The organism is Thermus thalpophilus (genome assembly GCF_022760915.1).
Classification (GTDB): Bacteria; Deinococcota; Deinococci; order Deinococcales; family Thermaceae; genus Thermus; species Thermus thalpophilus.
In genome coordinates this window covers 60,682-86,181 of sequence record NZ_JAKTNS010000003.1, presented here as the reverse complement: position 1 = coordinate 86,181, position 25,500 = coordinate 60,682, and the positions used below count along the sequence as shown (strand labels likewise).

Sequence of the window (25,500 nt, the reverse complement as noted above, 5' to 3'; positions counted from 1 at the left end):
CTCTACCGCACGAAAGCGGGCCACTCCTCCACCACCGCCCCGTTGCTGTGGTAGGCCAGGTAAAGCTCCAGGGCAAGGATGGGCAGCGAGTACAGATCCGGCTGCGGGTGGGCGATGTTGCCGTAGCAGGCCCGGATGCGGTCCTGCATGGTCCAGGTCTGGTCGTTGGAGTAGCGGTAAGCGGGCCAGTGGGTCCAAGACTTGTCCTTCCCCAGCACGTCGGCGTAGGGCAAAACCCCGGCCCGCTTGCCCACGTAGGTCACATGGCAAGTGGCGCAGCCCACGTCCCTAGGCCCCGAGCGGGCGTAAAAGAGCTTCTCCCCGAGGGCGTAAAGCTCCCGCTCCTGGGGGAAGAGGAGGCGCACCTGGATCTTGTGGCCCGTGGACTTGCTGGCGATGTAAAAGGCCACGGCCACCACCTCGGAGCGCCGCACCTCGCTCGGCTTGAACCCCTGGACCCGGGTCATGCAGGTAAGGATGCGGCCATCCAGGTCTTCCACCCGGCCCGTGTCCAGGAAGTAGCGGGGAAGCCGGGCGGCGGCCCCCTCCAAAACCCCCTTGCCCAGGCCGAAGTCGCACTCGGCCATGGTTTTGCCCGAGGGCCCCTTCCGGTTAAAGAGCTCCCCCCCTTGCTGGACCACGAGCTCCGTGGGGAGGATGCCCGCGGTTTGCAGGAGGAGCTCCTTCTGCCGCTTGGCCTCCTCCCGGGGGTCCGGGCTTCCCTGGGCCAGGGCCGAGGCCAAGAGAAGGGCCACGCCTACCACCCACCACGCCTTGGACCGCATATACCCACCTCCATAAAGGCGCCCGGTTTCCCGGGCGCCCCATTTAGGCCAGCTCCAGCTTTACTTGGGCTTCCCCGGTGTCGCCGCTGGTGTCCTTAAGCCTTACGGTGTAGGTCCCCGGCTTTTCCGCCTTGAACTTGAAGCCGTAAAGGGGATTGGCGCTGGTGGAGGGGCCGGGGCGGGCCTCCGCCACCTTCTCCCCTTCAAAGTAGACCTCCACCAGGTTGATGTAGTTGGCGGGGATGAGGTTCCCCTGGGCGTCGCGGCGGGTACCCGGCTCGTTGGGGTGCTGGGCCACCGCCTGGAGCTTGAACTCCTCTCCCGCCTTGGGCTTGGCCGGGGTGAGGCGAACGATGGTACGGATGGGCATCTTCTACCTCCTTTCTTTAGCCGCAGCCCCCCACGGTCACGCGGGTGCTGGCCGAGGCCAAAAGCAGCTTGCCGTCGGTGGTTTCCACCACGGCCCGGATGGCGGTGGTTTCGGCCAGGCGGACCCGGGTAGCGTAGTAAGGCAGGGCCTTCATGGGCATGAAGGTCACCAGCCGGGGCGTGGGGTTCTTGTCGGCGAAGAGGTGGATGGCCTTCACCTGGCTTGCGGGCAGGTTCACCTCCACCTCCGCGGGCACGTTGGCCCCGCTCTCCGCGATGGCCGGCATGGTGAGCTTCACCAGGTTGGAGGGGGTAAGGTCTTTAAACCCCTTGCCCAAAGCCTCCTGCAGGGCCTTTTCCAGGTGGGCCAGGTCCTCGCCCTCCAGCCCCTGGGCCATGGCGGGAAGCCCCGCCACGGCGAGGGCGGAAAGGGCCACTCCGGTCGCCTTCAAAAACGCTCGCCTATTCACACGCACCTCCTTTGGCGCACATCTGGCGCAGCTCCGCAAGGAACTGCGCCCGGGGCCGGCTGCCAAAAAGCCGGCCCACCTCTTCCCACGCCCCCTTCCGGGGGACGAGGAAGACAAAGGTGGGGGTGCCCGGCACGCGGAAGCGCCGGGCCAGCTCCTGCCCCTCCGGGGTATCCGTACCCACGGAGGCCACCACGAAGCGCTCTTCCAAAAGGCGGCTCACCGCGGGGTCGGAGAGGACAAAGGTGTTCATCTGCTCGCAGTAGGGGCAGTGGGCGCTATGAAAGTACACCATGAGCACCCGGGCGTGCTCCTGGGCCAGGGCTTGGGCTTGGGGAAAGGGATACCAGCGCCCAAAGTCCGGCGCCGCCAGCGCCACGCCGAGGAGGAACATCCAAAGTACCCTGTATGCGTACATCACCTTACACCACCCGGGTACACCCAAGGACATTTGTACCTTACCAGGTTGGTCAGGGAAAAATCAAGTCCCCGACTACACTACTTTGACCGCTTCTTCACATTATACCCCCTGTTGTTTTGAGCTGGGGGGTAGATGACCCCCTCCCGCGCCAAGCGGTGCCTTACCCCCGACTAAAGGAAAGCTAAAGCCCAGGCTCTTGACGAACCCGAAGGGACAAACTACCCTATACCCCGGAGGGTAAAGATGAAGCGGACCCTTATGGCTTTCCTCCTACTCGGCGGCCTGGCCTTGGCCCAGGCGGACGGCGCCAAGCTCTACGCCCAGTGCGCGGGCTGCCACCAGGCCAACGGCCAAGGGATCCCCGGGGCCTTCCCGCCCCTGGCGGGCCACGTGGCGGAGATCCTCGGCAAACAGGGGGGGCGGGAGTACCTGATCAAGGTGATCCTATGGGGCCTTCAGGGGCAGATTGAGGTCAAGGGCATGAAGTATAACGGAGCCATGCCCGCCTTTAACGGCCTCAAGGACGAGGAAATCGCCGCCGTCCTCAACCACATCGCCACCGCCTGGGGCGACGACAAGAAGGTCCAGGGCTTCAAGCCCTTCACCCCGGCCGAGGTCAAGGCCCTGCGGGACAAGAAGCTCACCCCCCAGCAGGTGCTGGAGGAGCGCAAGAAGCTGGGCCTGAAGTGAGGCCATGGCCCGCCCCCGGGGCCCAGGGGCCCCGGGGGCTTTTTAATGGAGGGGTGCTGGCCTTCGCCCTGGAAAAGCGCTTCCCCGGTTTCCGGCTAGAGGTGGCCCTCGAGGTGCAAGCAGGCGAAGTCCTCGCCCTCCTCGGGCCCTCCGGCAGCGGAAAGAGTACCCTTCTCAAGCTCATCGCCGGCCTCCTGCCCCCCGACCGGGGCCTCGTGCGCCTCGGCCCCCTGGACCTCACCCCCCTCCCCCCCGAAAAGCGGGGGGTGGGCTTCCTCTTCCAGGACTACGCCCTTTTCCCCCACCTCAGCGTGGCGGAGAACATCGCCTTTCCCCTGGTGGAGGCCCGCTGGCCCAAGGCCCGGCGGGAAGAAAGGGTGCAGGAGCTTCTCTCCCGCATGGAGCTCTCCCCCCACGCCCGCAAGCGGCCCGAGGCCCTTTCAGGGGGGGAAAAGCAGCGGGTGGCCCTGGCCCGGGCCTTGGCGGCGAGGCCCCGCCTCCTCCTCCTGGACGAGCCCTTGGGGGCTTTGGACCTCAGGCTTCGCGAGGAGCTCCTTTTCTTCCTGCGCAAGACCCTGCGGGAAGAGGGCGTCACCACCCTCCTGGTCACTCACGACCAAAAGGAGGCGTTTCTCCTGGCGGCAAGGGTGGCGGTGCTCCGGGAAGGGAAGCTCGTGCAGGTGGGCACCCCGGAAGCGGTCTACGCCCGGCCCAAGGACGTCTGGACCGCCCGCTTCCTCGGGCACAAGAACCTGCTGGGCCCCGAGGAGAGCGTGCGGCTCGGGCTTCCGCCCCGGCTTCACCTCCTTCCCCCCCGGGCCTTGCGCTTGGGGGGGGACTGGGCGGGGGTGGTGGAGGAGCGGCTTTTCTACGGGAACCGGGTGGGGCTATGGGTGAGGGCGCGGGGCGTGAGGCTCTACCTGGAGGCGGAGGAGGGCCCGGAAGAAGGGGGGGAAGTGGGGCTCCACCTGGACCTAGCCCAGGCGGTAGCCTTGGAGGGATGAGGCGCTTCGCCCTCCTCTTAGGGGGCCCTCTGCTGGTCACAGAGCCACTTAGGGAAAAGCTTCAAGGATACCGCCTCCTGGCGGCGGACTCAGGGGGCAGGCACGCCCTCGCCTTAGGGCTCATCCCCGAGGTGTGGCTGGGGGACTTTGACTCAAGCCCCCCTTGGCTGCAGTCGGCCCTTCCCGCCCCCAAGGAGGTCCTGCCCCGGGAAAAGGACCTGACCGACGGGGAAGCCCTGTTGCAAAGGGCCTTGGCCCTGGGGGCGGAGGAGGTGCTTTTGCTCGGGGGGATTGGGGGGAGGCTGGACCACACCCTGGCCCACCTGGCCCTTTCCTTTTCCCTGGCGGAAAGGGGGGTAAAGGTGGCCCTCACGGACGGGCTCACCTGGGCCTACCCCCTACTTCCCGGGGCCCACGCCTTTCCCTTGGCGCCGGGCACCCCCTTTAGCCTCCTTCCCTTTCCCGAAGTGGCCTTGGCCCTGGAAGGGGCCCGCTGGAACCTCCCCTTGACCCCTTTGGCGGCCACCACCCGCACCCTGGAGAACGAGGCCTTGGGGGCGATCCGGATAGAGGTGGCGGTGGGGCGGGCGGTGCTCTACGTCTATTGACAGGGGCAAAAGGGGGGGCTACACTAGCTTTTGGCGTTTGGGCCGCTAGCTCAACCGGTAGAGCAACCGACTCTTAATCGGTGGGTTACAGGTTCGAGTCCTGTGCGGCCCACCAAGGACCCCCGGGGAAGCCCGGGGGTTCCGTATTATGGTCGCTATGGACCACCCCAAGAACCCCTTGGACCTTCTGCCCATGGACCTTCCCCAAGGGGAACCCTGGGGCTACGCCTTGGCGCAAAGCCTCCTCAAGGCTCCTTGGGCTTTCCGGGCCCTGAAGGCCACCCCAGGGGTATTGGACCTGATGCGGCTGGACCTCGAGGCCCTCTACCTGGAGCTGGAGCGCCTGCGCCGGGAATACCCCCTGCGAAGCCTGGGGGAACGCCCCCCCCACCCGGCGGAGGAAGGGGCGCTTCAGGCCCTCCTCGCCCGCGACCCCGAGGCCATGGCGGCGGTCCTAAAGGCCCACGGGCCCTGGCCCTTCGCCCTGTACCGCGCCTTCCGCTTTGATGGGGAGCTCCACCCCCTTCCCTCCCCCCGCCTGCCCAAGCCGGGGGAACTTTTGGGGTATGAAGCGCAACACCGGGCCCTGGAGGAAAACGCCCGCCGCTTCCTCGCGGGCAAGCCCGCCCTCCACACCCTCCTCTACGGGGCCCGGGGCACGGGAAAAAGCACCGCTGCCAGGGGGCTATTGCACCTGGAAGGGGCTCGCATGGTGGAGGTGGAGCCCAAGGCCCTTTCCCAGCTGGAAACCCTTCTGGCCACCCTTGCCTCCCTCCCCCACCGCTTCTTCCTCTTCCTGGACGACCTCTCCTTAGACCCCGAGGACGCGGCTTTCCACCACCTCAAGGCGCTTTTGGAGGGGAGCCTCGAGGGGGCGGCGGAAAACGTCCTCCTCCTGGCCACCTCCAACCGCCGCCACCTGGTGCGCCGCCTGGGGGAGAACCCCCTGCCGGGCGAGGCCCCCGAGGCCTGGGACGCCCTTCAGGACACCCTGGCCCTTTCCGAGCGCTTCGGCCTCGTCCTCACCTTCCCACCCTTTGACAAGGGGCTTTACCTCCAGGCGGTGGCCCACCACTTGGGCCGCCCCCTCCGCCAAGAGGAAGCGGAAGAGGCCCTTCGCTTTGCCCTGCAAAAGGGCTTTTCCGGCCGGGTGGCCCGGCAGTTCGCAAGCCTCCTCCGCTAGCCCCGGCGGCGCAAGGCCGCCTCCACAAAGCCGGCGAAGGGAGGCGAGGGGCGCATGGGGCGGCTTTTGAACTCGGGGTGGCTTTGGAGGGCGAGGAAGAAGGGGTGGTCCCTTAGCTCAATGGCCTCCACCAACCCCGCCCCCCGGCCCCGCATCCCCGGGGTGGTGGCGGAGATGACGAGCCCAGCCCGCTCCAACTGGTCCACGTAAAGGGGGTTGACCTCGTAGCGGTGGCGGTGCCGCTCCATGGCCTCCTCCTTGCCGTAGAGGCGGTGGAGGAGGGTGCCCTCCTTGATGCGCATGGGCCAGTCCCCGAGGCGCATGGTCCCGCCCAGGCCCTCCACCTCCAGTTGCTCCGGCATGAGGTCAATGACGGGATGGGGCGTGTAGGGGTCAAACTCCGTGGAGTTGGCCCCCTTTAGCCCCGCCACGTTGCGGGCGAACTCAATCACGGCGATCTGCAGGCCCAAGCAGATGCCGAGGTAGGGGATTTTGCGCTCCCGGGCGTACTGGGCCGCCCGCACCTTGCCCTCAATCCCCCGCACGCCAAAGCCCCCGGGGACCAGGATGCCGGAGACGTCGGCGAAGGCCTCGTCCAGGTCTCCCGCCTCCAGGGCCTCGGCGTCCACCCACTTCACCTCCACCCGGGCCCGGTTCTTGATGCCGGCATGCTTCAAGGCCTCCAGGAGGGAAAGGTAGGCGTCCGGCATCTTCACGTACTTCCCGGCGATGGCGATGCGCACCGTGCGCTCGGGGTGTTTGAGGACCCGGACCGCCTCCTGCCAGAAGGCCAGGTTGGGGAAGACGGGCTCCAATCCCAAGGCCCGCTCCACCGCCCGGCCCAGGCCCTGCTCCTCCAGGAGGAGGGGAACCTCGTAGAGGTGCTCCACGTTGGGGCTGGAGAAGACGTGCCCGGGGCGCACGTTGGTGAAGAGGGCCACCTTGTTCCGCACCTCCTCGGGCACGGGCTTCACGGAGCGGAGGACGATGGCGTCGGGCTGGATGCCCACACCCCGCAAGGTGGCCACGGAGTGCTGCGTGGGCTTGGTCTTGAACTCCTCGCTGGTCTCCAGGTAAGGGACCAGGGTGAGGTGGATGTAAAAGGTGTTGGCCTCCCCCTCGTCAAAGCGGAACTGGCGGATGGCCTCCAAAAAGGGGAGGCTTTCTATGTCCCCCACCGTACCCCCCACCTCCACCACCACCACCTCCGCCTTCTGCTCCTCCGCCACCTTGCGGATGCGGTCTTTGATCTCGTCGGTGATGTGGGGGATGACCTGGACCGTCTGGGAGAGGTACTCGCCCCGGCGCTCCTTCTGGATCACGGAAAGGTAGACCTGGCCGGTGGTGAGGTTGTTCCCCCGGGAGAGGTCCATGTCCAAAAAGCGCTCGTAGTGGCCGATGTCCAAATCGGTCTCCGCCCCGTCGGCGGTGACGAAGACCTCCCCGTGCTCATAGGGGCGCATGGTGCCGGCGTCCACGTTCACGTAGGGGTCAATCTTGATGGCCGTGACCTGGTACCCCCGGGCCCGGAAAAGGGCCCCCAGGGAGGAGGTGAGGATCCCCTTCCCCAGGCTGGACACCACCCCTCCGGTGACGAACACGTACTTCCTGGGCCTTGTTGGGCTATCGGAAACCCCGCTCACGGGACTTTAGCCTACCACATCTGGCGGAAGGCCTTGGTTTGTGGTAGAGTCTTCTTTGGCGTTCTTGCGGGGTCCCCCGATCCCCCGGCAAGAACTTGAGGAGGGCCCTGGTCATGCAAACGTACGTGCCGAAGGAGATTGAACCCCGTTGGGTTCTGATTGACGCCGAGGGCAAGACCCTGGGGCGGCTCGCCACCCAGATCGCCACCCTCCTTAGGGGCAAGCACCGCCCCGACTGGACCCCCAACGTGGCCATGGGGGATTTTGTGGTGGTGATCAACGCCGACAAGATCCGCCTCACGGGGAAGAAGCTCAAGCAGAAGATCTACACCCGCTATAGCGGCTACCAGGGGGGCCTCAAGGAGATCCCGGCGGAGAAGATGCTCGCCACCCACCCCGAGCGGGTGCTGGAGCAGGCGGTGAAGGGGATGCTCCCCAAGGGGCCCTTGGGGCGGAAGCTCTTCAAGCGGCTTAAGGTCTACGCCGGGCCCACCCACCCCCACCAGGCCCAGAAGCCCCAGAAGCTGGAGGTCAAGTGATGGAGCAGTACTACGGCACCGGCAGGCGCAAGGAGGCGGTGGCCCGGGTCTTCCTCAGACCCGGAAGCGGTAAGGTCACCGTGAACGGCCAGGACTTCCAGGACTACTTCCAGGGCATCGTGCGGGCGGTGGCGGCCCTGGAGCCTTTGCGGGTGGTGGACGCCTTGGGCCGCTTTGACGCCTACATCACCGTGACGGGGGGCGGCAAGAGCGGCCAGATTGACGCTATCAAGCTAGGGGTGGCCCGGGCCCTTCTGCGCTACAACCCGGATTACCGCGCCAAGCTCAAGCCCTTGGGCTTCCTCACCCGCGACCCCCGCATGGTGGAAAGGAAGAAGTACGGCAAGCACAAGGCCCGCCGGGCGCCCCAGTACTCCAAGCGCTAGGCGCCACCCTTTCCTCCCCCCGGGCTCACCCCGGGGGGATTTCCCTTGGTACCTGGCTTAAGGCCTCCTGCAGGGCCTCTGGGGGAAAGGCGTGGACCTGGCCGTGGCGCAGGTAGACGAGCCTGGCCTCCGCCTCCACCCCCAGGGCTCGCCGCACCGCCTCGGCGTAAAGGGCGATCTGGAAGCGGTAGGCCTCGGGCTTCACCGTTTGGTCGGTCTTGTAGTCGTCCAGGAACCACCGCTCCCCCACCCTATAGAGGCGGTCCAGGACCCCGTGCCAGACGGTGCCCCCCAGGGGAAGGACCAGGGGAAGCTCGGGGTAGTCCTCGGCCCGGGCCTCGAGGGAAGGCAAGGCCTGGTCCAAAAGCCCTCGGTAGCGGGCAAGGAGGGCCTTCACCTCGGCGAGAAGCGCCGCCTTTTCCCCCTCGGAGAAGGGGAAGGCCACCTCCTGGAGGAGAAGGGCCGCCATGGCCCCCTCGTCCTGGGGGTCCAGGTCCCGAGCGATGGCGTAGTGGACCAGGGTGCCCAGGGCCCGGGCGTACTCGGAGGCCGCCTCCCCCTCCAAGGCCTCCGCCAGGGGCTTGGGCTCGTCCTTGCGGAAGGCGCTTGGGGAGTAGACCCAGGGCAAGGGGCTTGGGTCCAGGCGCCAAGGGGCGTAGGGGGCGGGCCTGGGGCTCTCTCGCTTCCCTTGGGGCTGCACCCGGGGCAGGGGGCTTAGGGAGTGGCGGCGCACCAGGGGGTCTTCCCCGTCAGGGCCCAGGCCCAAATCCCAAAGGACCTCCGCCCAAGGCCCGGGGCGCCCGGAGAGGCTTCCCGTGAGGAGGAGGACGTCCCTAGCCCGGGAAAGGGCCACGTAGAGGAGGCGGAACGCCTCCTCCCGTTGCGCCTTCTTTAGGGCCCCGGCCAAGGGCTCGTAGCCCGGGGTGCCCTTCAAGGCCACCTGCCCCCCCTCCCCCACCAGGAGGGGCTCCCGGTCCGGGGGCTCCCCCCGGGCCAGGTCAAAGACCGCCACCACCGGCCACTCCAGGCCCTTGGCGGCGTGGACGGTGAGGAGGTTCACCCCCTCGCCCCCCTCGGGAAGCTCCCCGGCCTCGGGGTCCTGGGCCCTCACCTTGAGCCATTCCAGGAGGGCCTCGAGGTCCGGAAAGCGCTCCCGGGCGGCGAGGAGCAAAAGGGCGTCCAGATTGGCCCGGGCCCTGGGCTCAAGCCGCCTGAGGAAGACCTCGTCCTGGACCAGGGATTTAAGCGCCTCCAAAGGCCTTTTCCCCGCCAGGGTCTTGAGCCAGGCCAGGCGGGCCTGCGCCTCCTCGAGCAGGTGGGGTAAGGGGTCTTCCGCCCGCAAGGCCTCCTCCACCGCCCCCAGGTTGAGCCCCAAGAAAGGCCCCCGCAAAAAGGCCAGAAGGGAAAGCCGCTCGGAAGGGGAAGGAGGGCCTTCCAGGAGGGAAAGCCTGAGGGCGTGGTAGAGGTCCCGCACCTCGGGCCGGGTGAAGAAGCTCCGCCCCCGCCGCAACACGTAGGGCACCCCCAGGGCGCGGAAGGCCCTTTCCAGGGGGGGAAGGCTCGTGCGGCTTCGCACCAAGACGGCCATGTCCGGGAAGGGCACCCCCTCCTGCGCAAGCGCCCGAAGCCGCTCGGCCAAAAGGCGCGCCTCAAAGGCCCGCTTGGCCTCCAATTCGCCTTCCCCCACCACCCAGTGCACCTCCACCCGCCCCTCCTCCTCCCGCAAGGGCACCAGGGGCACCCGTTCCGCCTCGGGGAAAAGGGCCAGGAACCGGTTCAAGAAAGCCGCCACCTCCCTGGCGTGGCGGCGGCTTTCCTTAAGCTCGCGCCTTTCCGCCCGGGCCAGGGCCTGGCGGAAGACCTCCACCCGGGCGTTGCGGAAGAGGTAGATGGACTGCTTGGGGTCCCCCACGGCCACGAGCCTGGCCCCCGCCTCCTCCAACGCCCCAAAGAAGCGGGCCTGAAGGGGGTTCACGTCCTGATACTCGTCCAGGAAGAGATGGGGGAAGCGCTCCACCAGGCGGGAAAGGGCGAGGGGGTTTTCCACCAGGCGGAGGGCCAGGGCCTCGAGGTCGCTCGGCCCCAGGGCCTCGAGGGTCCGGCGGCGGTAGCCCGCAAGGACCTCCCCGTAGAGGGCGAGGAGCCTCCCGTTTTCCTCCCCCTCGGCGGGCAGGAAGGCCTCCGCCAAGGAGCGCTTGCGGTAAAGGGCCCGGAGGGGCTCCTCCCACTCGGGGGAAAGCCCTTTAAGGTAAAGGAGGCTTCGCGCCTCCTCCAGGAAGACCTCCTCGGCCAAGAACTCGTCCAAAAGGGCGAAGTCGGGGTCCAGGGAGAGGAAGGGGGCGGTGTGGCGCAAGGCCTCGGCCATGAAGCCATGAATGGTGGTGAAGACCGCCCCATAGGCCTCCCGCCTCGCCGCCTCGTCCCCCAGCTGGGCCACCGCCTCCAGGATCCTTCCCCTGAGCTCCTCCGCCGCCTTGCGGGTGAAGGTGAGGGCGGCCATGCGCCTTAGGGGCACGCCTTGGCGGAGACTTTCCAAAAGCTCCCGCACCAAGGTGTGCGTCTTCCCCGTGCCCGCCGAGGCAACGTAAAGCCTCATACCTCCTCCTTGCGGCAGACGTCGGCCAAGTGGCAGTGGTAGCAGTGGGGGCCGGGCTTGGGGGGAAAGGTGCCCTTCTCCCATGCTTGGTAGGCCGCTTGCGCCATTTCCTCCACCTCCTCCGCCAAGGGAAGCCGCTCCTTCGGGCGGTAAGGGGTCTTGCGGTGGAGTTTGGGCGCCCCCAGCCAGGGCCAGACCCAAAGGAAGACCTCCTCCACGTCCTTCCGCAAAAGGAGGGCCTTTAGGGCGTACCACTCCGTCCAGCGGGTCTTGGGGCTCAGGTCGGGTTCCTTGCCCGGGGGAAGGAGGCGGTAGAGGTGGACCCTCTTCCCCTCCCGCCGCACCCCGTCCAGGCGCAGGACGAATCGGCGGCCCTGCCAAGGCACCCAAAAGGCCATCCCCTCCAGGTGCTCCCTGTGCGCCGAAAGCCAAGGGCCCACTTGGGGGTCCTCCTTCAGGCGGGGAAGCTCCTTGGGCAGGAGGTGCCAGCCCGGGGCCCCGTCTTCCTCTTGGAGGTTAAAGCGCAGGGCGTAGGCGCGAAAGGGGCACTCCAAATAGCGGCGGAGGGCCTCGAGGTGGGGCGGGGGCGCCTGGGTGGTGGGGTCCTCCACCCGGAAAGGCTCGTGGGGCAGGGCCTCCAGGAGGCTTGCCGGGGGCAAGGGCTCGGGCCTTTCCCCCTGGGCCAAGGGGGCATAGGGCCCCGAGGGCCCCGCCTCCGGGTAGAGGAGGAAGACCTCCTCCCCCCGGCTCGCCATCTCCTCCTGGAAGAGGGGGTCTAACCCCCGAAGCCGCCTGGGAAGCCCCTTAAGAAGCCCGCTTTCCCTAAGGTCCTCCAGGAGGAAGTAGTCCTCCCGCTCCTCGAGGGTGTACCGCCCGGCGAGCCACTCCAGGACGTAAACCCGCCGGGCCCGCACCCCCGTGGCCCGCAAGGGGGGAAGGAGGGGCACGCCCCCTTGGGGCTCAGGGGGTAAGGTTTCGTCCAAAAGGAGGCTCCGCCACCAGGAAAGGGGATTGGCCCGGTCCACCCGCAGGGCCAGGCGGAGCCGGGCGAGGAAGGGCTCCTTGTCGGAAACCCCAAGGCACTTAAGAACCGCTTCCCCCCAGGCCAAGGCGTCCTCCCCAGGGGTCCTGAGGGCGCAAAACGCCTCCCACTCCGCAAGGAGGCCTTCCCGCTCCGCCAAGGCCCGAAGCGCCTCCTCCCCCGCCAGGCCCAGGCGCAAGGCGCGCCGGCCCAAGGCGGAAAACCCTAAGGCCAAGAGGTCCCGCCCCGTGGGGAAGGGGTTGAGGAGGGCGAGGACCCTTTCCCCCTCCTCCGTGTCCGCCAGGGCCCGTTCCCTCCCGTCCACCAGGGGGAGGCCGTACTCGTCCTTGAGGAGGAGAAGCCCGGGGATGCGCCCCTCCGGGGCCACCACCAGCACCTCCTCGGGGGCAAGCCCCTCCCCGCCCAGCGCCTTGGGGGCGAGGGCCCGCTTCAGGGCCCTCAGGAGGTAGCGGCTCTCCTCCACCGGGTTGGCGAGGGCGTAGACCTGGCGGCGGATGGGCCTTGGGGAAAGCTCTTCCACGGGCTCCAGCCCCTCGGGGAGAAGCTCTAGGGTGAGGAGGACGGGAACCTCCTGCGCCAAGCGGCGGAGGAAGTGGAGGTCCAAGGGGCCGATTTCTCGTAATCCGTCCACCACCACCAGGCCCGGCCTGGGGAAAAGCCTCAGGGGCACCTTCCCGGCCAGGCGGCGAAAGTCATCGTAGTCCAGGGCCTTTCCCTTGAGGCGCTCGTAGAGGAAGTACACCCGCCTCAGCCGCCCCGCCTCCCCCTCCTTAGGCAAGGCGAAGGGGGAAAGGCCAAACCGCTTCAGCTCGGCGATGGCCCGGGCGAAGAGGCGGGCCTCCCCCGGGGCCACCTGGGGGCCGGAAAGCGCCCGCAAGGCCTCCGCCACCAACGCCACCCGCCCCGCCCCCGGAAGGAGGGGCCCAAGCCTTCCCGCCTCCGCCACCACCCGGTAGTAGAGGGCCTGGAAGGAGAGGAACTCCAGGCCCAAAAAGGCTCCCTTTTGCCCCAAGAGGCGGTAGACGTAGGCCCGTTGATGGGGTAACCCCACCCACCAGACCCGCTCCCGCCGCCTAAGGGCCTCTAGGGCGAGCTCCAGGGCCCAAGCGGTCTTCCCCGAAGCCGGCGGCCCCACCACGGGATAGAGGCCCGGCTTCATAGGGCCTTAGTTTACTCAAGGGGAAAAGCCTTCCAAGGGTAACGGGGTGAAGTCCTTCGCCAGGCGCAAAACCCCCACCACCCGGCCCCGGTGGAGAACGAAGCAACGGTACTCCCCTTCCCCCACCGCCACGAAGCGGGCCAGGGTGAGCTCCCGGAGGAAGGGAAGGGGGCGCCTGCCCATGGGGCGGCCCCGGGGGAGGCCCGCATGGGGCATGGGCCTTCCCCCCTCCAGGGCCAGGAGGAGGAGGGGGCGGTCCCGGCCCAGAAGGACCAGAACCGCCCCGTCCTCCCGGTAAAGGGCCTGCACCTCCAGGGTCCGCACCACCTCGAGGCACCGGACGAGGGCCCGCTCCTCCCCTCCCTGGGCCCAGGCCAGGCCCACGAGGAAGAGAAGGGCGAGCCCCCGCATCTAGAAGCCCCGCTCCGCCGAAATGAGGGCCAAGGCCGCCCGGGCCAGGAGGAAGGCCCTACCCGGCTCCTTTTCCAACCTAGCCTTGGCCTCCGCCACCAGGTCCTTCACTAAGGCGTCTTGGGCGCGGTAGTAGGCGAGCTCCTTCTCCGCCCGGTCCACGGCGAGCCTCGCCCGCTCCGCCCACTGGGGCGCCTTAGCCCTCCACCCCCAGCCCCAAGGGCCGTGGCCGCGGTGGAACCCAGGGCGGGCGGGGGTCCGCACTTGGGGCTCCCCTTGGGCCCCCCGGTAGAGGAGGAGGGCCGCTTGGGCCTCCCGGGCCGCCTTGAAGTAGGCCTTGGCCTCAAAGTCCTTTTCCGCCCGGGCCTGCACCGCCTTGGCCCAGTCCAGGAGCTTGGCCTCGCCCTGGGCGCTTTGGGCCAGCGCCTGGAGCCGGCCCAAGGCCGAGGCCGCCAAGGCCGCCTGCCGGTAGTCCGCCCCTTGGGCCAGGGCCAGGCCCGCCAGAAGAAGGAGTCCGAAGACCGCTTTCCGCATACCCCATCACCTCCACGCCAAAGCCTAGCCCCCTTCCCCAAAGCCCGCAGCGGGGGGAACCTTAAGCGAAGCCAAAGGCAGGTAAAGCCCCACCGCCGCCCCGTCCCGGTTCGCCGCCACCGCCTTCCCCCCGTGGGCTCGGGCCACCGCCGCCACCAGGGCGAGCCCCAACCCCGTGCCCCGCCCCCCGTGGACGAAGGGCTCCAGAACCCGGGGGAGGAGGCTTTCCGGGAAGCCCGGCCCCTGGTCCACGAGCCAAAGCCAGGCGCCTTGGCCCTCCTTCAGGATTTCCCCCCGCACCGGGGGCTTGCCGTGGCGGCGGGCGTTTTCCAAGACGTTCTCCACCGCCAAGGCCAAAAGCTCGGCGTCCGCCAGGACCTCCGCGTCCCCCGCCACCTCCACGCCCCGCTCCCGCAGGAAGGCGGCGAGGCTCAAGGGCCTTAGGCGCAAGGGGGTGGCCTCCACCTGGGAAAGGCGGAGGAGGCCGGAAAGAAGGGCCTCGAGGCGGCCCGCCTCCCGCAAGGCTCCCTCCAAGGCCCTGGGCTCCCCCTTGCGGGCCAAGACCTCCAGGTACCCCTTCAGGGCGGCCAAAGGGTTCCTGAGCTCGTGGGAGGCGTGGCGGGCGAAGCGCCGGGCCAGGGCCTCCTTCTCGGAAAGCTCCTCCAAAAGCGCCCGCACCCGGGCGAGGAGGCCGTTCATCGCCTCCACCACCGGCATAAGCTCAGCCACGGGAGGCCGGGGCAAGGGGGAGAGGTCTTCAGGGCTTCGGTCCTTAAGGGCGCGGGCGAGGTCCCTCAGCGGCCTCAAGGCCCAGGAAAACCCCAGGGCAGCCAAGGCGTAGACCAGAAGGAGCACCCCGCCCCCCCAGGTGGCGTAGAGGAGGAGGAGGCGCCGCCCGAGCCCCGCCACCCCCTCCAGGGGCACCGCCAGGCCGAACCCCCCGCCCTCCCAAGGCAGGGCCACGTAGAGCACCCCCCGCCACACCCCCTGGTAGGTCCGCCCCTCGGCCAGGGCGGAAAGGAGGGCGGGGGGAAGGGCCAGGGGAGCGAGCTCCGTGGAGCGCACCTCCTCCCCCACCACGAACCCCACCCCACCCCCATAGACCTGGCCCAGGCGGAAGAGCTCCGCCAAGAGGGCCGCCTCCCCCTTGGGACCTTCCTCCTTCAGGAGGAAAAGCCGGGTGAAAAGGGCCCGCCTGAGGTCCTCCGTGGCCGCCCGCTCCGCCTCCTTGGCCGAGAGGAGGGCGAGGGGAAAGGCCAAAAGGAGGAGGGCCAGGAAGAGGAGGGCGAAAAGCCTTCCCCTAAGGGAGGAAAAGGCGGTAGCCATAGCCGCGGAGGGTCTGGATGGGGCTCGGCTCCCCCAGGGCCTTGCGCAGGGCGGAGAGGTGGACCTCCAAGGTGGCGGGCTCCACCACCTCGCCCCAGACCTTGAGCATCAGGGCTTCCTTGGAAAGCACCTCCTCGGGGGCCTCCAGGAAGGCCTTGAGGAGGAGAAAGGCCTTGGGGGAAAGGTTAAGCCGCCGCGCCCCCCGGTAGGCCTCCATGCGCCTTGGGTAGAGGCGGATTTCCTTGTAGGCCAAGACTTCCTCGGGCCTTTGCGCCCGCCGCCTTAGGGCCTCGAGGCGGGCCAAAAGCTCTTGGAGGCTATAGGGCTTCACCAAGTAGTCGTCCGCCCCCTCCCTCAAGCCCTTCACCCGCCACTCCACCGCATCCAAGGCGGTGAGCATGAGCACCGGCACCTCCGAGCGGGCCCGGATCTCCTTGAGGAGGGAAAACCCATCCCCTTCCGGCAGGAGGACGTCCAGCACCACCGCCTCCGCCCAGGGTAGGAGGGCCAGGGCCTCCTTGGGGGTTTCCACCGCCTTCACCTCGTGCCCCTCCAGGGAAAGCCCCAAGGCCAGGGCCTCCCGCACCCCTGGATCGTCCTCCACCACCAAGACCCTCATGCCGGGTTCCGCCAAAGGGCCAAGGCCCGCACCGGGGCGTAGACCTCCAAGGGCGGAAGCGCCTCCCCGGTCTTGAGGTCCAGGCGGTGGAGGCGGCCTGAGCCCCTGCGGGCGGCGTAGAGAACGCCCTCAAAGGGCAGAAGCTCCACCAGGCTCCGGGCGTCTTCCCCCTCCAAAAGGGGCAAGGGCCAGGAGGCGAGGAGGTTGCCCGCGAGGTCCACCACCCGCACCTTGGCCGCCTCCACGTCGTAGAGGTAAAGCCGCTCCCCGTCCGCCCCCACGCCCCCCAGAAGCCTGAGCTCCTCGCTGTCCCTCGCGCGGCGGAAGGCGTAGCGGGAAAGGTAGCGCCCGTCCAGGCTCAGGCGCTGCACCTGGCGGTTGCCGTAGTCCAGGACGAAGAGGAACCCCCCCGCCGCCACCAGGGCCTTGGGGTCTTGGAAGGTGCCCCGCCCGGGGCCCTGCCCGCCGAAGCGCCCCTGGTACCGCCCCCCCAGGTCCAGGCGGCTTAGGGTGGCGGTTTCGGCGTCCAGGACGTATAGTGCCCCGTCCGCCACCGCCAAGGAGGCGGGGAAGAGGAACTCCCCGGGCTTCATCCCGTAAGGCCCGGTGGAAAGGAGAAGCTCCCCTTCCGGGGAGAAGCGGTGGAGGAGCTTGGCCCCATGCTCAAACACGGAAACCCAAATCCCCCCTTCCGGGTCGGCGGCCACGGAAAGGGGCGGGGCGGAGAAGTGGCCGGGGGCGGAGCCGATGCCGGAGATGAGCCTAGCGGCGGTGCCCTCCAGGTCCACAAGGCGCACGCTTCCCTTTTTGGCCTCCACCCCGAGGAGGAGGTAGAAGGGATGGGGCAGGCCCTTCTCCTCCTCCCACGGGCCCATAAGGCCCCGGATCACCTCGTCCAGGCTGGGCCTCTTGGCGGGGTCCTTCTCCAGCATCTTTAGCACCAGGTCGGAAAGGGCCTGGGGGATCTCGGGCCTAAGCTGCTTGGGCGGGGTGGGCACCTGGAAGATCTGCTGGTGGATCACCGTTTCATACCCGCCCGTGAAGGGGGGCTGGCCCGTGAGGGCCTCGTAGAGCACGATGCCCAGGGAGTAGATGTCCGAGCGGTGGTCCAGCTTCTGCCCCTTGGCCTGCTCCGGGCTCATGTAAACGGGGGTGCCGATGCGGGCCCCGGTGATGGTGAGCCGGGTCAAGACCTTGCCGGCGGCGATGCCGAAGTCCATGAGGCGCACGCCCCGGGGGTCCACCCCATCTTCCCGAAGGGCCCCTTTGAGGACCATGATGTTCCCCGGCTTGATGTCTCGGTGGACGATGCCCTGGGCGTGGATGTGCTTTAAGGCGTCCGCCACCCGGGCCAGGATGGCCGTGGCCTGGGGAAGGCTTATGCGCCTCTCCTCAATGAGCTTGTCCAGGCCCTCCCCTTCCAAGAACTCCATGGCGATGAAGTGGACCCCGTCCACCTGGCCGTGATCGTAAACCTTGACGATGTTGGGGTGGTCCAGCTTGGCCAAGACCTCCGCCTCGCGGTGGAAGCGGCGCACGAAGCGGGGGTCGCCCACAAAGCGCTCCTGGGGAACCTTTAAGGCCACCAGGCGGCCCGTCTTCTTGTCCTTGGCCTTGTAGACCGTGGCCATCCCCCCCACGCCCACCTTTTCCAGGATCTCGTAGCGTTGGGAAAGGGCCTGGGTCTCCTCCGTGGTCTTGGGCCCCTCCCGTTTGGCCGCCTTGGCCGGGCGGCGGGTGGGCCTCCGCCTCGGCCCCAGGTAGACCCGGGGGGCCGCCAAGGTACCCAGAAGGAGGAGAATCCAAGGCAGGACCACCTCCGCCCTCACCCCCGTGGCCACCCCCGCTCCGGCGAGCAGGGCGAGGAGGAACAAGAGGGGCCACGGGGAAAGCCGCCCCGCCAACAGGGCGGTGAGGAGAACCAAGAGAAACGCCAAAAGCCCGTGCATCACTCCACCCGCAAGGCCACGGCGGTGACGTTGTCGTCCCCGCCCCGGCGGAGGGCCTCGGCCAAGAGGGCCTCGAGGCTCCCCTGCAAGTCCTTGCCCAAGACCCACTCCTCCTCGGGTACCAGTCCATAAAGCCCATCCGTGGCCAGCAAAACCCCCTCCCCGGGAGCGAGGCGCACGGGGACGAGGTCAAACCGGGCCTCGGGCAAGCCCAGGGCCCTTGTGAGAACGTGGCGGTAGGGGTGGCGCTCGGCCTCGGTGGAGGTGAGGACCCCCTCTTTAAGCCTTTCTGCCACCCAGGAGTGGTCCTCCGTAAGGCGCTTAAGCCCCCCGAGCCCCATGAGGTAAGCCCGAGAGTCCCCGATGTGCCCCACCACCCCCTCCTTGAGCCAGTCGGCGTAGAGGAAGGCGGTGAGGGTGGTCCCCATCCCCTTTCGCCCGGGCTTTTCCGCTTCCTTCTCCACCCGCCTCTGGGCCAAGGTAAAGGCTTTTTCCATCACCTTGGGAAGCCCCACCGCGGGCCGGCCCGTGCGTAAGTGCTCGGCGTAAGCCCGAACCGCCTCGGACAAGGCCTCAATGGCCACCTTGCTCGCCCACTCCCCCGCCTCGAGGCCCCCCATCCCGTCCGCCACCGCCAGGAGCAGGAGGTTTCCTTGGGGAACCTCCAGCCTAAGGACCCGGTGGAAGTCCTCGTTGTTTTGGCGGCGGCCCACGTGGGACACGGCGGCCACGCTGAACCGGGGAGCCAGGCGCATCGGCCTCATTGTATAGGATGGAGGGGTGGAGCACCTGGCCGACCTGGTGGACCTCTACGAGTACCGGGTGGAGGACCTGGTGGCGGGCCGCACCCCCAAGGGGGGCAAGAAGGCGCTTTTGCAGCTAAGGGCCCTGTTGGCGCAGGCCCGCCTCCCTGCCCCCCTGGCCAAGCGCTTCCGCCAGGCGGACGCCCGCTTCCGGGCCCTAAGGGGAAGCCTCGAGCCCCCCCCACATCCCCCCGAGCTTCCCGCCCTGGTCCCCGAGGAGCCGGAAACCCCGGCCATGCCCGACGCCGCCCCCGTCCTCAAGGCCCTCGCCGAGAAGGTGTGGCGGCTTTGGGTGGAGCGGGAGGTGAAGGCCCGGGCCAAGGACTTCCTCACGGGTAGGCGGGAGGAGCTCAGGCTCATCCACGCCTTCTTGCAAAACTACCTGGACTACCGGGAAAAGGAGGGCTTCAAGCGGGACTTCAACCTCTCCCGCTTCGCCCCCACCCACCCCATCCCTTCCCTCTCGGAGAGCCTTCTGGACCTGGAGGACCCCAAGGTGGCGGAGGGCCTCCTCCTGGAGTTTTTGGAAACCGCCCTGCACATCCCCCAAGACCTCCCCTTACCCCCAGAGGAAACCCGGGCCTACCTCCGCCGCTTCCTCAACCGCCTCCTGGAGTGGGAAGAAGCCTACGGCCTTCCCCCCAAGCGGGACCTCCTCGCCCTGCGGCGGGCCCTGGAGGAGGCGCGGCGGCTTGGGGCCAGCGCCCAGGAGATCGCCCGCCTGGAAGAGCGCCTGAAGAAAGAGGCTCTGGAGGAAAGGCGGCGGGAGCTTCTTCTGGAGGAAGAAAAGCGCCGCTTCCAAGTGGCCTCGGAGAAGGTCCTCGCCCTCCTCAACCTCCTCCCCACCCCCCAAGGGGAAACCCCCTGGCCCTGGGTGCCCGAGCCCGGCCATGGGGAAGAAAGCCTCCTCACCCTTCCCCTCGCCCCAGGCCGCATCCCCTTGGGGCCCTTGGTCCTCACCCTAAGCCAGGTGGAGGGCGTCTGGCACCTGGGCCTCGGCGGGGAGGACCACGTCTTGGAGGAGGCCTTAGTGGTGCCCTGGGAGGACCTCGAGGTCTGGGCGGTGCGGGAAGGCGAGCTCTTGCACCTCCGCCTGGAGGCGCGAAGCGGCCTTAGGCTCTACGAGCTCTTGGCCGAAGGCCGCCTCCTGGCCCGGCTCCTAAGCCCGGAAGGGGACTACGCCCATTTGCGCCTTCTTCGCGCCCTTTCCGCCAAGCTCAAGGGCGAGTTCCAGCCCCAGGGCTTTGGCAAGGAGCTTGCGGAGAAGTACCGCCAGGCCCCCGAGGAAGCCCTGCAGGACTTCGCCCGAAAGCTTTTGGAACTCACCCTAAGGCGCCTGGGCCCCGCCGACCCCACCCCACCCCTCCTGCAGGTGGGCCAGGCCCTGGGGCTAGAGACGGAAGCGCAAACCCTGGCGGAAGCCCTGCGGGAGTACCTGGGCCGCCGCCCGCCCACCCGGGAAACCTTAGGGGGAGAGGTGCACCTCCTCTCCCTCACCCCGGAACCCCTGGGCCTCAAGGTGGGGCAAAGCGTCCTCTCCCTCCGCCTGCGGGAGGACGCCCTTTACGTGGGCCAGGCGGGGGAGGTTCCCCGGCGCCTTAAAGATCTCTTGGTCTACCGACTGCCGGAGGGCGCTGTGGTGCTCGCCCGCGAGGGCCGACGCCTGGCCTACCTGGTGATGCCCAACCCCTGACCCCTCGGCTTCCCTGTTATAATCCCGGGGAAGGGGGTTATATGAAGGTACTCCGGCACCAAGCCTTTGCCAGGCTCATTCTGGCCTACCTGGTCTCCCAGGCGGGCAGCAAGATCCACCGGGTGGCCCTTCTCGTCCTCATCTACCTTCTCACGGAGAACGCCCTGTGGGTGTCCTTGACCCTGGGGGTGCAACTCCTGGGCACCGTGGTCTTCTCCCCCCTCCTCTCCGCCTGGGCCGACACCCAAGACCGCAAGCGCCTTCTGGTCTGGTCGGACCTCCTCAGGGCCCCCTTGGTGGCCCTCATCCCCCTTTTGGGGGCGAAGAGCCTGCCCTTTTTGCTCCTCTTGGTCTTCCTCATAGAGCTCCTCCGCGACCTCCACGACCCCATCCAAAACGCCGTGGTGCCGGACCTGGTGCCCAAGGAGGAGGTGGACGAGGCCAACAGCCTCATCCTCCTGGCCGACCGGCTTTCCGAGGTCCTCTTCGTGGGGGCGGCGGGGGTCTTGGTGGCGGCGGTGGGGCCCGCCTACGCCTTTTATCTGGACGCCGCCACCTACCTGGCCTCCGGGCTCCTCCTCCTGGGGCTTCCTTCCCTGAAGCCGGAGAGGATGCCCAAGGCGGGCTTCTTCGCCCGGGTCAAGGAGGGCCTGGGGCACCTTTGGCAGACTCCCCCCATCCGCCGGGCCGTGGGCACCCTCTTCGCCGCCGCCGCCTTCGGCTCGGTGGAAACCGCCTTGGGGGTGGTGCTGGCCATAAAGTGGCTCCAGGTGGGCTCCGCGGGCTTTGGCTTCATGGAGGCGGCCATGGCCCTGGGGGCCATCCTGGGGGGGCTCGCCCTGCCCCGGCTTTTGGCCAAGGTTCCCCGCGAAAGGCTTTTCCTCCTCGCCCTCCTGCTCTTCGGCCTCTTTGAGGCCTCCGTGGGCCTTTTCCCCGTCTTCGCCTGGGTGCTTTTGGCCTTCTTCGGGGGCGGCTTCCTGAACATGGCCTTCATCGTCCCCGCCCGCTCCATTTTGCAGCTCAACACCCCCCAGGAGATGCGGGGGCGGATCTTCGCCGCCTTCGGCGCGGTGATGAACGCCGCCGTGCTCATCGGCACCATGCTGGGCGGGGCCCTCGAGGGCCCCTTGGGCGCCCCCACGGTCTTCCTCCTGGCGGGGCTCGGGGTGAGCCTCGCCGCCACCTATACCCTCCTCACCGGGGGCATCCCCGCCCCAAGGGAAGGGCGTAAGACCCAAGAGGCGTAGGCTAAAGGCGTGAAGCGGGTGGCGCTTTTCACCGACGGGGCCTCCCTGGGAAATCCGGGCCCAGGGGGGTGGGCGGCCCTCCTCCGCCATGGAAGCCGGGAGAAGCTCCTTTCGGGGGGGGAGCCCTGCACCACCAACAACCGCATGGAGCTCAAGGCGGCGGTGGAGGGCCTCTTGGCCTTGAAGGAGCCCTGCGAGGTGGACCTCTACACGGACAGCCAGTACCTGGAGCGGGCCTTCGCCGAGGGGTGGCTGGATAGGTGGCAAATGAACGGCTGGCGGACGGCGGAAGGGGCCCCCGTGAAAAACCAAGACCTCTGGAAGGCCCTCCTTAAGGCCATGGCCCCCCACCGGGTGCGCTTCCACTGGGTGAAGGGCCACGCCGGCCACCCGGAAAACGAACGGGTGGACCGGGAGGCCCGGCGCCGGGCGGAGGAGGAGAAGCGGAAGGGCCTCCCCTGCCCCCCGCCCCAGGAGGGCACGCTTTTTTCCTCATAGGCGAAAAAGCGTTATACTCAAGCCATGCTGGAAACCGCCCTCCGCCCCGAGGACCGGGAAAACCCCGCCTTCAAGGCCAACAAGGACGCCTGGGTGGCCCTGGTGCGGGACTTTAGGGACAGCCTGGAGAAGGTGCGCCAAGGAGGCGGCCCCAAGGCCATAGAGCGCCAGCACCAAAAGGGGCGCCTCACCGCCCGGGAGCGGATCCAGAGGCTCATAGACCCGGGCACGGAGTTCTACGAGCTCATGGCCTTCGCCGGCTACGGCATGTACGAGGAGTGGGGTGGGGCCCCCGCGGGCGGGGTGGTCACGGGGATCGGGAAGATCCAGGGTCGGGACTGGATGATCATCGCCAACGACGCCACGGTGAAGGCGGGGGCCTTCTTCCCCATCACCGCCAAGAAGGTGATCCGGGCCCAGACCATGGCCCTGGAAAACCGCATCCCCACGGTCTACCTGGTGGACTCCGCCGGCGTCTTCCTACCCCTACAGGACGAGGTCTTCCCCGACCAGGACGATTTCGGCCGCATCTTCTACCTGAACGCCCGCATGTCCGCCCTGGGCATTCCCCAGATCAGCGCCATCATGGGCAACTGCGTGGCCGGGGGGGCGTACCTGCCGGTGATGACCGACGTCCTCATCATGACCGAGGGAAGCGGGCTCTACCTGGCGGGGCCCGCCTTGGTGAAGGCGGCCATCGGCCAGGAGGTTTCCTCGGAGGAGCTCGGGGGGGCCAGGATGCACGCGGAGGTCTCGGGCACCGTGGACTTCCACGAGCCCACGGACGAGGCGGCCCTGGAGCGCATAAGGCAACTCGCCGCCCTCTACCCGCCCCCCCGCCTCGCCCCCTGGGCCGAGGGGCGCAAGGAACCCAAGGAACCCCTTTACCCCATAGAGGACCTCTACGGCCTCATCTCCCCCGACGGCTCCCGGCCCTACGACCTAAGGGAGGTGATCGCCCGCATCGTGGACGGCTCGGAGTTCTTGGAGTACAAGGCCCCCTACGGGGAGACCCTGGTCACGGGCTTCGCCCGCATCGGCGGCTTCCCCGTGGGGATCGTGGGCAACCAGCGCCTCGTCCTCAAGAAGAAGGGGCGGATTGAGGTGGGCGGGGTCATCTATCCCGAGGCGGCGGACAAGGCGGCGCGGTTCATCCTCGAGGTCAACCAGATGAACATCCCCCTCCTCTTCCTCCAGGACGTGACGGGGTTCATGGTGGGCAAGGAGGCGGAGCAGGCGGGGATCATCCGCCGCGGGGCCAAGCTGGTGAACGCCGTCTCCAACTCCGTGGTGCCCAAGATCACCCTGATCCTCGGGGGCTCCTTCGGGGCCGGGAACTACGCCCTGGCGGGCAAGGCCTACGCCCCCCGCTTCCTCTTCGCCTGGCCCAGCGCCAGGTATGCGGTGATGGGAGGGGCGCAGGCGGCGAAGACGCTTTTGGAGCTGGAGGTGGAAAAGCTCCGCCGCCAGGGCCAAGAGCCCTCGGACGAGGAGCTCAAGGTGCTCTACGAGCGCATCAAGGGGCGGTACGAGGAAACCCTAGACCCCCGCTACGCCGCGGCCAGGCTCTGGGTGGACGGGGTGATCTTCCCCCACGAGACGCGGAAGTGGCTCATCAAGGCCCTCGAGGCCTGCGCTCTTAACCCGGAACGGGAGCCTTTTAGGGTGGGGGTGTTCCAGGTATGACCGCCAAGTGGGTGGAGTGCCCCCGCGACGCCTGGCAGGGCTTTTCCCGCTTCATCCCCACCGAGGAGAAGGTGGCCTTCCTGAGGAAGCTTTTGCAGGCAGGCTTCCGCCATCTGGACCTCACCAGCTTCGTCTCCCCCAAGTGGGTGCCCCAGATGCAAGACGCCGAGGAAGTGCTTAAGGCGCTTCCGCCCCCCGAGGGGCGCACCTACTTGGCCATCGTGGCCAACGAGAAAGGCGTGGAAAGGGCGCTCCAGGCAGAACGCCTCACCCACGTGGGCTACCCCTTTTCCCTTTCCGAAACCTTCCAGCGGAAGAACACCAACCGCTCCCTCGCCGAGTCCTGGCCCCTGGTGGCGGAAATGGTGCAGGCGGTGGAGGGACGGCTTGGCCTGGTGGTCTACCTCTCCATGGCCTTCGGCAACCCTTACGGGGACCCGTGGAGCGTGGAGAGGGTCCTCGAGGCCATCGCCCGGCTAAGGGAGCTCGGGGTGCGGGAAATCGCCCTGGCGGACACCTACGGCGTGGCGGAGGCGAAGAGGATCCGAGCCGTTTTGGAGGCCGCCGTGGCCCGCTTCGGTCCCGAAGGGCTTGGGGCCCACCTCCACGCCCGGCCCGAAGAGGCCTTGGCCAAGGCGGAGGCCGTCTTGGAGGCCGGGGTCTTCTGGTTGGAAGGGGCCCTGGCGGGGGTGGGGGGGTGCCCCTTCGCCGGAGACGAACTGGTGGGCAACCTGCCCACGGAAAGGGTCCTCCCCTTCCTGGAGGCCAGGGGCCTGGCCACGGGGGTGGACCTAAGCCGCCTCCCCCATTTGGCGGAGGAGGCGGCGCGGCTTAAGCTCCGGTACGGCTAGAAGGTCAAGACGATCTTCCCCCGCCCGTGGCCCGAATCCATGCGGGCGTGGGCCTTGCGCAGGTTTTCCAAGCTGAAGGGCAGGACCTCGGCGAGGAGGGGCTTCGCCTGGCCCCGCTCAAAGAGGGGGCGCATCTCCTCCAGCCGCTTCCGCTCCCGGGTGAGGAAAACCCCGTAGAGGGTCTGGTTCTTGGTGTAGAGCCCGGAAAGGTTCCCCTGGGGAGGCAGGATGGTGGCGATGCGGCCAAAGGGACGCACCACGGGGATCACCCGCTCCACCAGGTTCTCCCCCGCCGTCTCAAAGGCGGCGTCCACCCCCTGGCCCTCCGTGGCCCGGAGCACCTCCTCCTGCCAAGGGCCCCGGTAGTCCAGGGCGAGGTCCGCCCCCAGTTCGGTGAGAACGGGAAGGTTTTCCCGGCTGGCTGTGGCGACGACGAAGGCCCCGGCCGCCTTGGCAAACTGCACGGCAAAGGAACCCACGCCGCCCACGCCCCCCATGACGAGGACCACTTCCCCAGGGCGCACCGCCAAGCGGCGCACCACCGCTTCCCAGGCGGTTCCCCCCGCCAGGGGAATGGCCGCCGCTTCAGCAAAGGAGAGGTTCTTAGGCTTCCGGGCCACGAGGTTCGCGGGCACCGGGGTGTACTCCGCGTACGTCCCGTGGGGGTTGCCGAAGATCTCCGGGGTGTAGTAGACCTCGTCCCCCTCCCGGAGGTCCCTCACCCCAGGGCCCACCTTGGCCACCACCCCAGCGGCGTCGTACCCCAGAACGAAGGGGGGTTCCACCCCCGCCCAACGGCCAGCGGCCCGGATCTTGGCGTCCACGGGGTTCACGGCCACCGCCAGGTTCTTTACCAAAACCTCACCCGGCCCTGGCTCGGGCACCGGCAGGTCTCGCTCTTCCAACATTTCCAAACCGCCAAACCCCTTGAGCACCACCGCGCGCATGGCCACCTCCGGGCTTCAACCTAACCGTAGGTCTCGGCCCT

25 protein-coding genes and 1 tRNA gene are annotated in these 25,500 nt (G+C 68.3%); 12 read left to right on the top strand and 14 right to left on the bottom strand.

Annotated features, from left to right (window positions below):
* Positions 1 to 2: 2 nt before the first annotated feature.
* Genes soxA through L0D17_RS02395 form a run of 4 tightly spaced genes read right to left on the bottom strand, consistent with a single transcriptional unit; the run spans position 3 to position 2,018 of the window.
* Positions 3 to 785 carry a sulfur oxidation c-type cytochrome SoxA gene (soxA, locus tag L0D17_RS02410; protein WP_243093736.1) on the bottom strand — a complete coding sequence of 261 codons (783 nt, stop codon included), beginning with the start codon at positions 783 to 785 and terminating at the stop codon, positions 3 to 5.
* A 43-nt stretch (positions 786 to 828) separates the two neighbouring features.
* Positions 829 to 1,155: a thiosulfate oxidation carrier complex protein SoxZ gene (gene soxZ / locus L0D17_RS02405; protein ID WP_243093735.1), complete on the bottom strand. Its 327-nt coding sequence runs from the start codon at positions 1,153 to 1,155 to the stop codon at positions 829 to 831.
* Positions 1,156 to 1,171: 16 nt separating this feature from the next.
* The gene (soxY, locus tag L0D17_RS02400) at positions 1,172 to 1,624 is read right to left on the bottom strand and encodes a thiosulfate oxidation carrier protein SoxY (protein ID WP_243093734.1); all 453 of its coding nucleotides are present in this window, start codon (positions 1,622 to 1,624) and stop codon (positions 1,172 to 1,174) included.
* Positions 1,617 to 2,018 carry a SoxW family protein gene (locus tag L0D17_RS02395; RefSeq protein WP_235283832.1) on the bottom strand — a complete coding sequence of 134 codons (402 nt, stop codon included), beginning with the start codon at positions 2,016 to 2,018 and terminating at the stop codon, positions 1,617 to 1,619. The genes soxY and L0D17_RS02395 overlap by 8 nt, the downstream gene beginning before the upstream one ends.
* Before the next feature lie 270 nt (positions 2,019 to 2,288).
* Here L0D17_RS02395 and cycA point away from each other — a divergent pair, with 270 nt between their 5' ends.
* The 5 genes from cycA (at position 2,289) to L0D17_RS02370 (ending at position 5,530) form a co-directional block, all read left to right on the top strand.
* Positions 2,289 to 2,735: a cytochrome C-552 gene (gene cycA, locus L0D17_RS02390; protein ID WP_243093733.1), complete on the top strand. Its 447-nt coding sequence runs from the start codon at positions 2,289 to 2,291 to the stop codon at positions 2,733 to 2,735.
* Between the two features lie 53 nt (positions 2,736 to 2,788).
* Complete coding sequence (locus L0D17_RS02385) at positions 2,789 to 3,739, top strand: ABC transporter ATP-binding protein (RefSeq protein ID WP_243093732.1); 951 nt, start codon at positions 2,789 to 2,791, stop codon at positions 3,737 to 3,739.
* Positions 3,736 to 4,347, top strand: coding sequence for a thiamine diphosphokinase (locus L0D17_RS02380; RefSeq protein ID WP_243093731.1), 612 nt, complete (start codon positions 3,736 to 3,738; stop codon positions 4,345 to 4,347). The genes L0D17_RS02385 and L0D17_RS02380 overlap by 4 nt, the downstream gene beginning before the upstream one ends.
* A 39-nt stretch (positions 4,348 to 4,386) precedes the next feature.
* Positions 4,387 to 4,462, top strand: a tRNA-Lys gene (locus L0D17_RS02375).
* Positions 4,463 to 4,504: 42 nt separating this feature from the next.
* Entirely contained in the window at positions 4,505 to 5,530 is a 1,026-nt protein-coding gene (locus L0D17_RS02370; RefSeq protein WP_200883386.1) for a DUF815 domain-containing protein, read from the top strand.
* Here the strand turns inward: L0D17_RS02370 and L0D17_RS02365 are convergent.
* Positions 5,527 to 7,173, bottom strand: a complete 1,647-nt coding sequence (locus tag L0D17_RS02365) for a CTP synthase (protein ID WP_243093730.1) — start codon at positions 7,171 to 7,173, stop codon at positions 5,527 to 5,529. The two genes, L0D17_RS02370 and L0D17_RS02365, sit on opposite strands and share 4 nt — an antisense overlap.
* A gap of 113 nt (positions 7,174 to 7,286) precedes the next feature.
* Between L0D17_RS02365 and rplM the strand changes: the two genes are divergently transcribed.
* Both rplM and rpsI read left to right on the top strand, forming a co-directional pair.
* Positions 7,287 to 7,712, top strand: a complete 426-nt coding sequence (rplM, locus tag L0D17_RS02360; protein WP_243093729.1) for a 50S ribosomal protein L13 — start codon at positions 7,287 to 7,289, stop codon at positions 7,710 to 7,712.
* Positions 7,712 to 8,098, top strand: coding sequence for a 30S ribosomal protein S9 (rpsI, locus tag L0D17_RS02355; RefSeq protein ID WP_039458497.1), 387 nt, complete (start codon positions 7,712 to 7,714; stop codon positions 8,096 to 8,098). Before rplM ends, rpsI begins: the two co-directional genes overlap by 1 nt.
* A 25-nt stretch (positions 8,099 to 8,123) precedes the next feature.
* On the opposite strand, the gene L0D17_RS02350 is transcribed toward rpsI, so the two are convergent.
* The 8 genes from L0D17_RS02350 to L0D17_RS02315 are packed head-to-tail and all read right to left on the bottom strand — an operon-like array spanning position 8,124 to position 18,489.
* A complete protein-coding gene (locus L0D17_RS02350) occupies positions 8,124 to 10,694 on the bottom strand; it encodes a UvrD-helicase domain-containing protein (protein ID WP_243093728.1) in 2,571 nt (856 codons plus the stop codon).
* Positions 10,691 to 12,895, bottom strand: coding sequence for a PD-(D/E)XK nuclease family protein (locus tag L0D17_RS02345; protein ID WP_243093727.1), 2,205 nt, complete (start codon positions 12,893 to 12,895; stop codon positions 10,691 to 10,693). The genes L0D17_RS02350 and L0D17_RS02345 overlap by 4 nt, the downstream gene beginning before the upstream one ends.
* A 15-nt stretch (positions 12,896 to 12,910) precedes the next feature.
* Positions 12,911 to 13,306 carry a hypothetical protein gene (locus L0D17_RS02340; protein ID WP_243093726.1) on the bottom strand — a complete coding sequence of 132 codons (396 nt, stop codon included), beginning with the start codon at positions 13,304 to 13,306 and terminating at the stop codon, positions 12,911 to 12,913.
* Positions 13,307 to 13,840 (bottom strand): hypothetical protein, encoded by a 534-nt coding sequence (locus L0D17_RS02335; RefSeq protein ID WP_243093725.1) that lies wholly within the window; start codon positions 13,838 to 13,840, stop codon positions 13,307 to 13,309.
* A gap of 24 nt (positions 13,841 to 13,864) precedes the next feature.
* The gene (locus L0D17_RS02330; RefSeq protein WP_243093724.1) at positions 13,865 to 15,166 is read right to left on the bottom strand and encodes a sensor histidine kinase; all 1,302 of its coding nucleotides are present in this window, start codon (positions 15,164 to 15,166) and stop codon (positions 13,865 to 13,867) included.
* The gene (locus tag L0D17_RS02325; RefSeq protein ID WP_243093723.1) at positions 15,141 to 15,785 is read right to left on the bottom strand and encodes a response regulator transcription factor; all 645 of its coding nucleotides are present in this window, start codon (positions 15,783 to 15,785) and stop codon (positions 15,141 to 15,143) included. The genes L0D17_RS02330 and L0D17_RS02325 overlap by 26 nt, the downstream gene beginning before the upstream one ends.
* Complete coding sequence (locus L0D17_RS02320; RefSeq protein ID WP_243093722.1) at positions 15,782 to 17,734, bottom strand: protein kinase domain-containing protein; 1,953 nt, start codon at positions 17,732 to 17,734, stop codon at positions 15,782 to 15,784. Before L0D17_RS02320 ends, L0D17_RS02325 begins: the two co-directional genes overlap by 4 nt.
* A complete protein-coding gene (locus L0D17_RS02315) occupies positions 17,734 to 18,489 on the bottom strand; it encodes a PP2C family protein-serine/threonine phosphatase (protein WP_039458483.1) in 756 nt (251 codons plus the stop codon). The genes L0D17_RS02320 and L0D17_RS02315 overlap by 1 nt, the downstream gene beginning before the upstream one ends.
* 25 nt (positions 18,490 to 18,514) lie before the next feature.
* Between L0D17_RS02315 and L0D17_RS02310 the strand changes: the two genes are divergently transcribed.
* Genes L0D17_RS02310 through L0D17_RS02290 form a run of 5 tightly spaced genes read left to right on the top strand, consistent with a single transcriptional unit; the run spans position 18,515 to position 24,512 of the window.
* Positions 18,515 to 20,230, top strand: coding sequence for a hypothetical protein (locus L0D17_RS02310; protein ID WP_243093721.1), 1,716 nt, complete (start codon positions 18,515 to 18,517; stop codon positions 20,228 to 20,230).
* 41 nt (positions 20,231 to 20,271) lie between these two features.
* Complete coding sequence (locus L0D17_RS02305; protein ID WP_243093720.1) at positions 20,272 to 21,477, top strand: MFS transporter; 1,206 nt, start codon at positions 20,272 to 20,274, stop codon at positions 21,475 to 21,477.
* 9 nt (positions 21,478 to 21,486) lie between these two features.
* The gene (gene rnhA / locus L0D17_RS02300) at positions 21,487 to 21,975 is read left to right on the top strand and encodes a ribonuclease HI (protein ID WP_243093719.1); all 489 of its coding nucleotides are present in this window, start codon (positions 21,487 to 21,489) and stop codon (positions 21,973 to 21,975) included.
* A gap of 24 nt (positions 21,976 to 21,999) precedes the next feature.
* Positions 22,000 to 23,661 (top strand): acyl-CoA carboxylase subunit beta, encoded by a 1,662-nt coding sequence (locus L0D17_RS02295; protein WP_243093718.1) that lies wholly within the window; start codon positions 22,000 to 22,002, stop codon positions 23,659 to 23,661.
* A complete protein-coding gene (locus tag L0D17_RS02290) occupies positions 23,658 to 24,512 on the top strand; it encodes a hydroxymethylglutaryl-CoA lyase (RefSeq protein ID WP_243093717.1) in 855 nt (284 codons plus the stop codon). The genes L0D17_RS02295 and L0D17_RS02290 overlap by 4 nt, the downstream gene beginning before the upstream one ends.
* Here L0D17_RS02290 and L0D17_RS02285 read toward each other — a convergent pair.
* Positions 24,509 to 25,459 (bottom strand): zinc-binding dehydrogenase, encoded by a 951-nt coding sequence (locus tag L0D17_RS02285; protein WP_243093716.1) that lies wholly within the window; start codon positions 25,457 to 25,459, stop codon positions 24,509 to 24,511. The genes L0D17_RS02290 and L0D17_RS02285 overlap by 4 nt on opposite strands.
* Between the last annotated feature and the right edge of the window lie 41 nt (positions 25,460 to 25,500).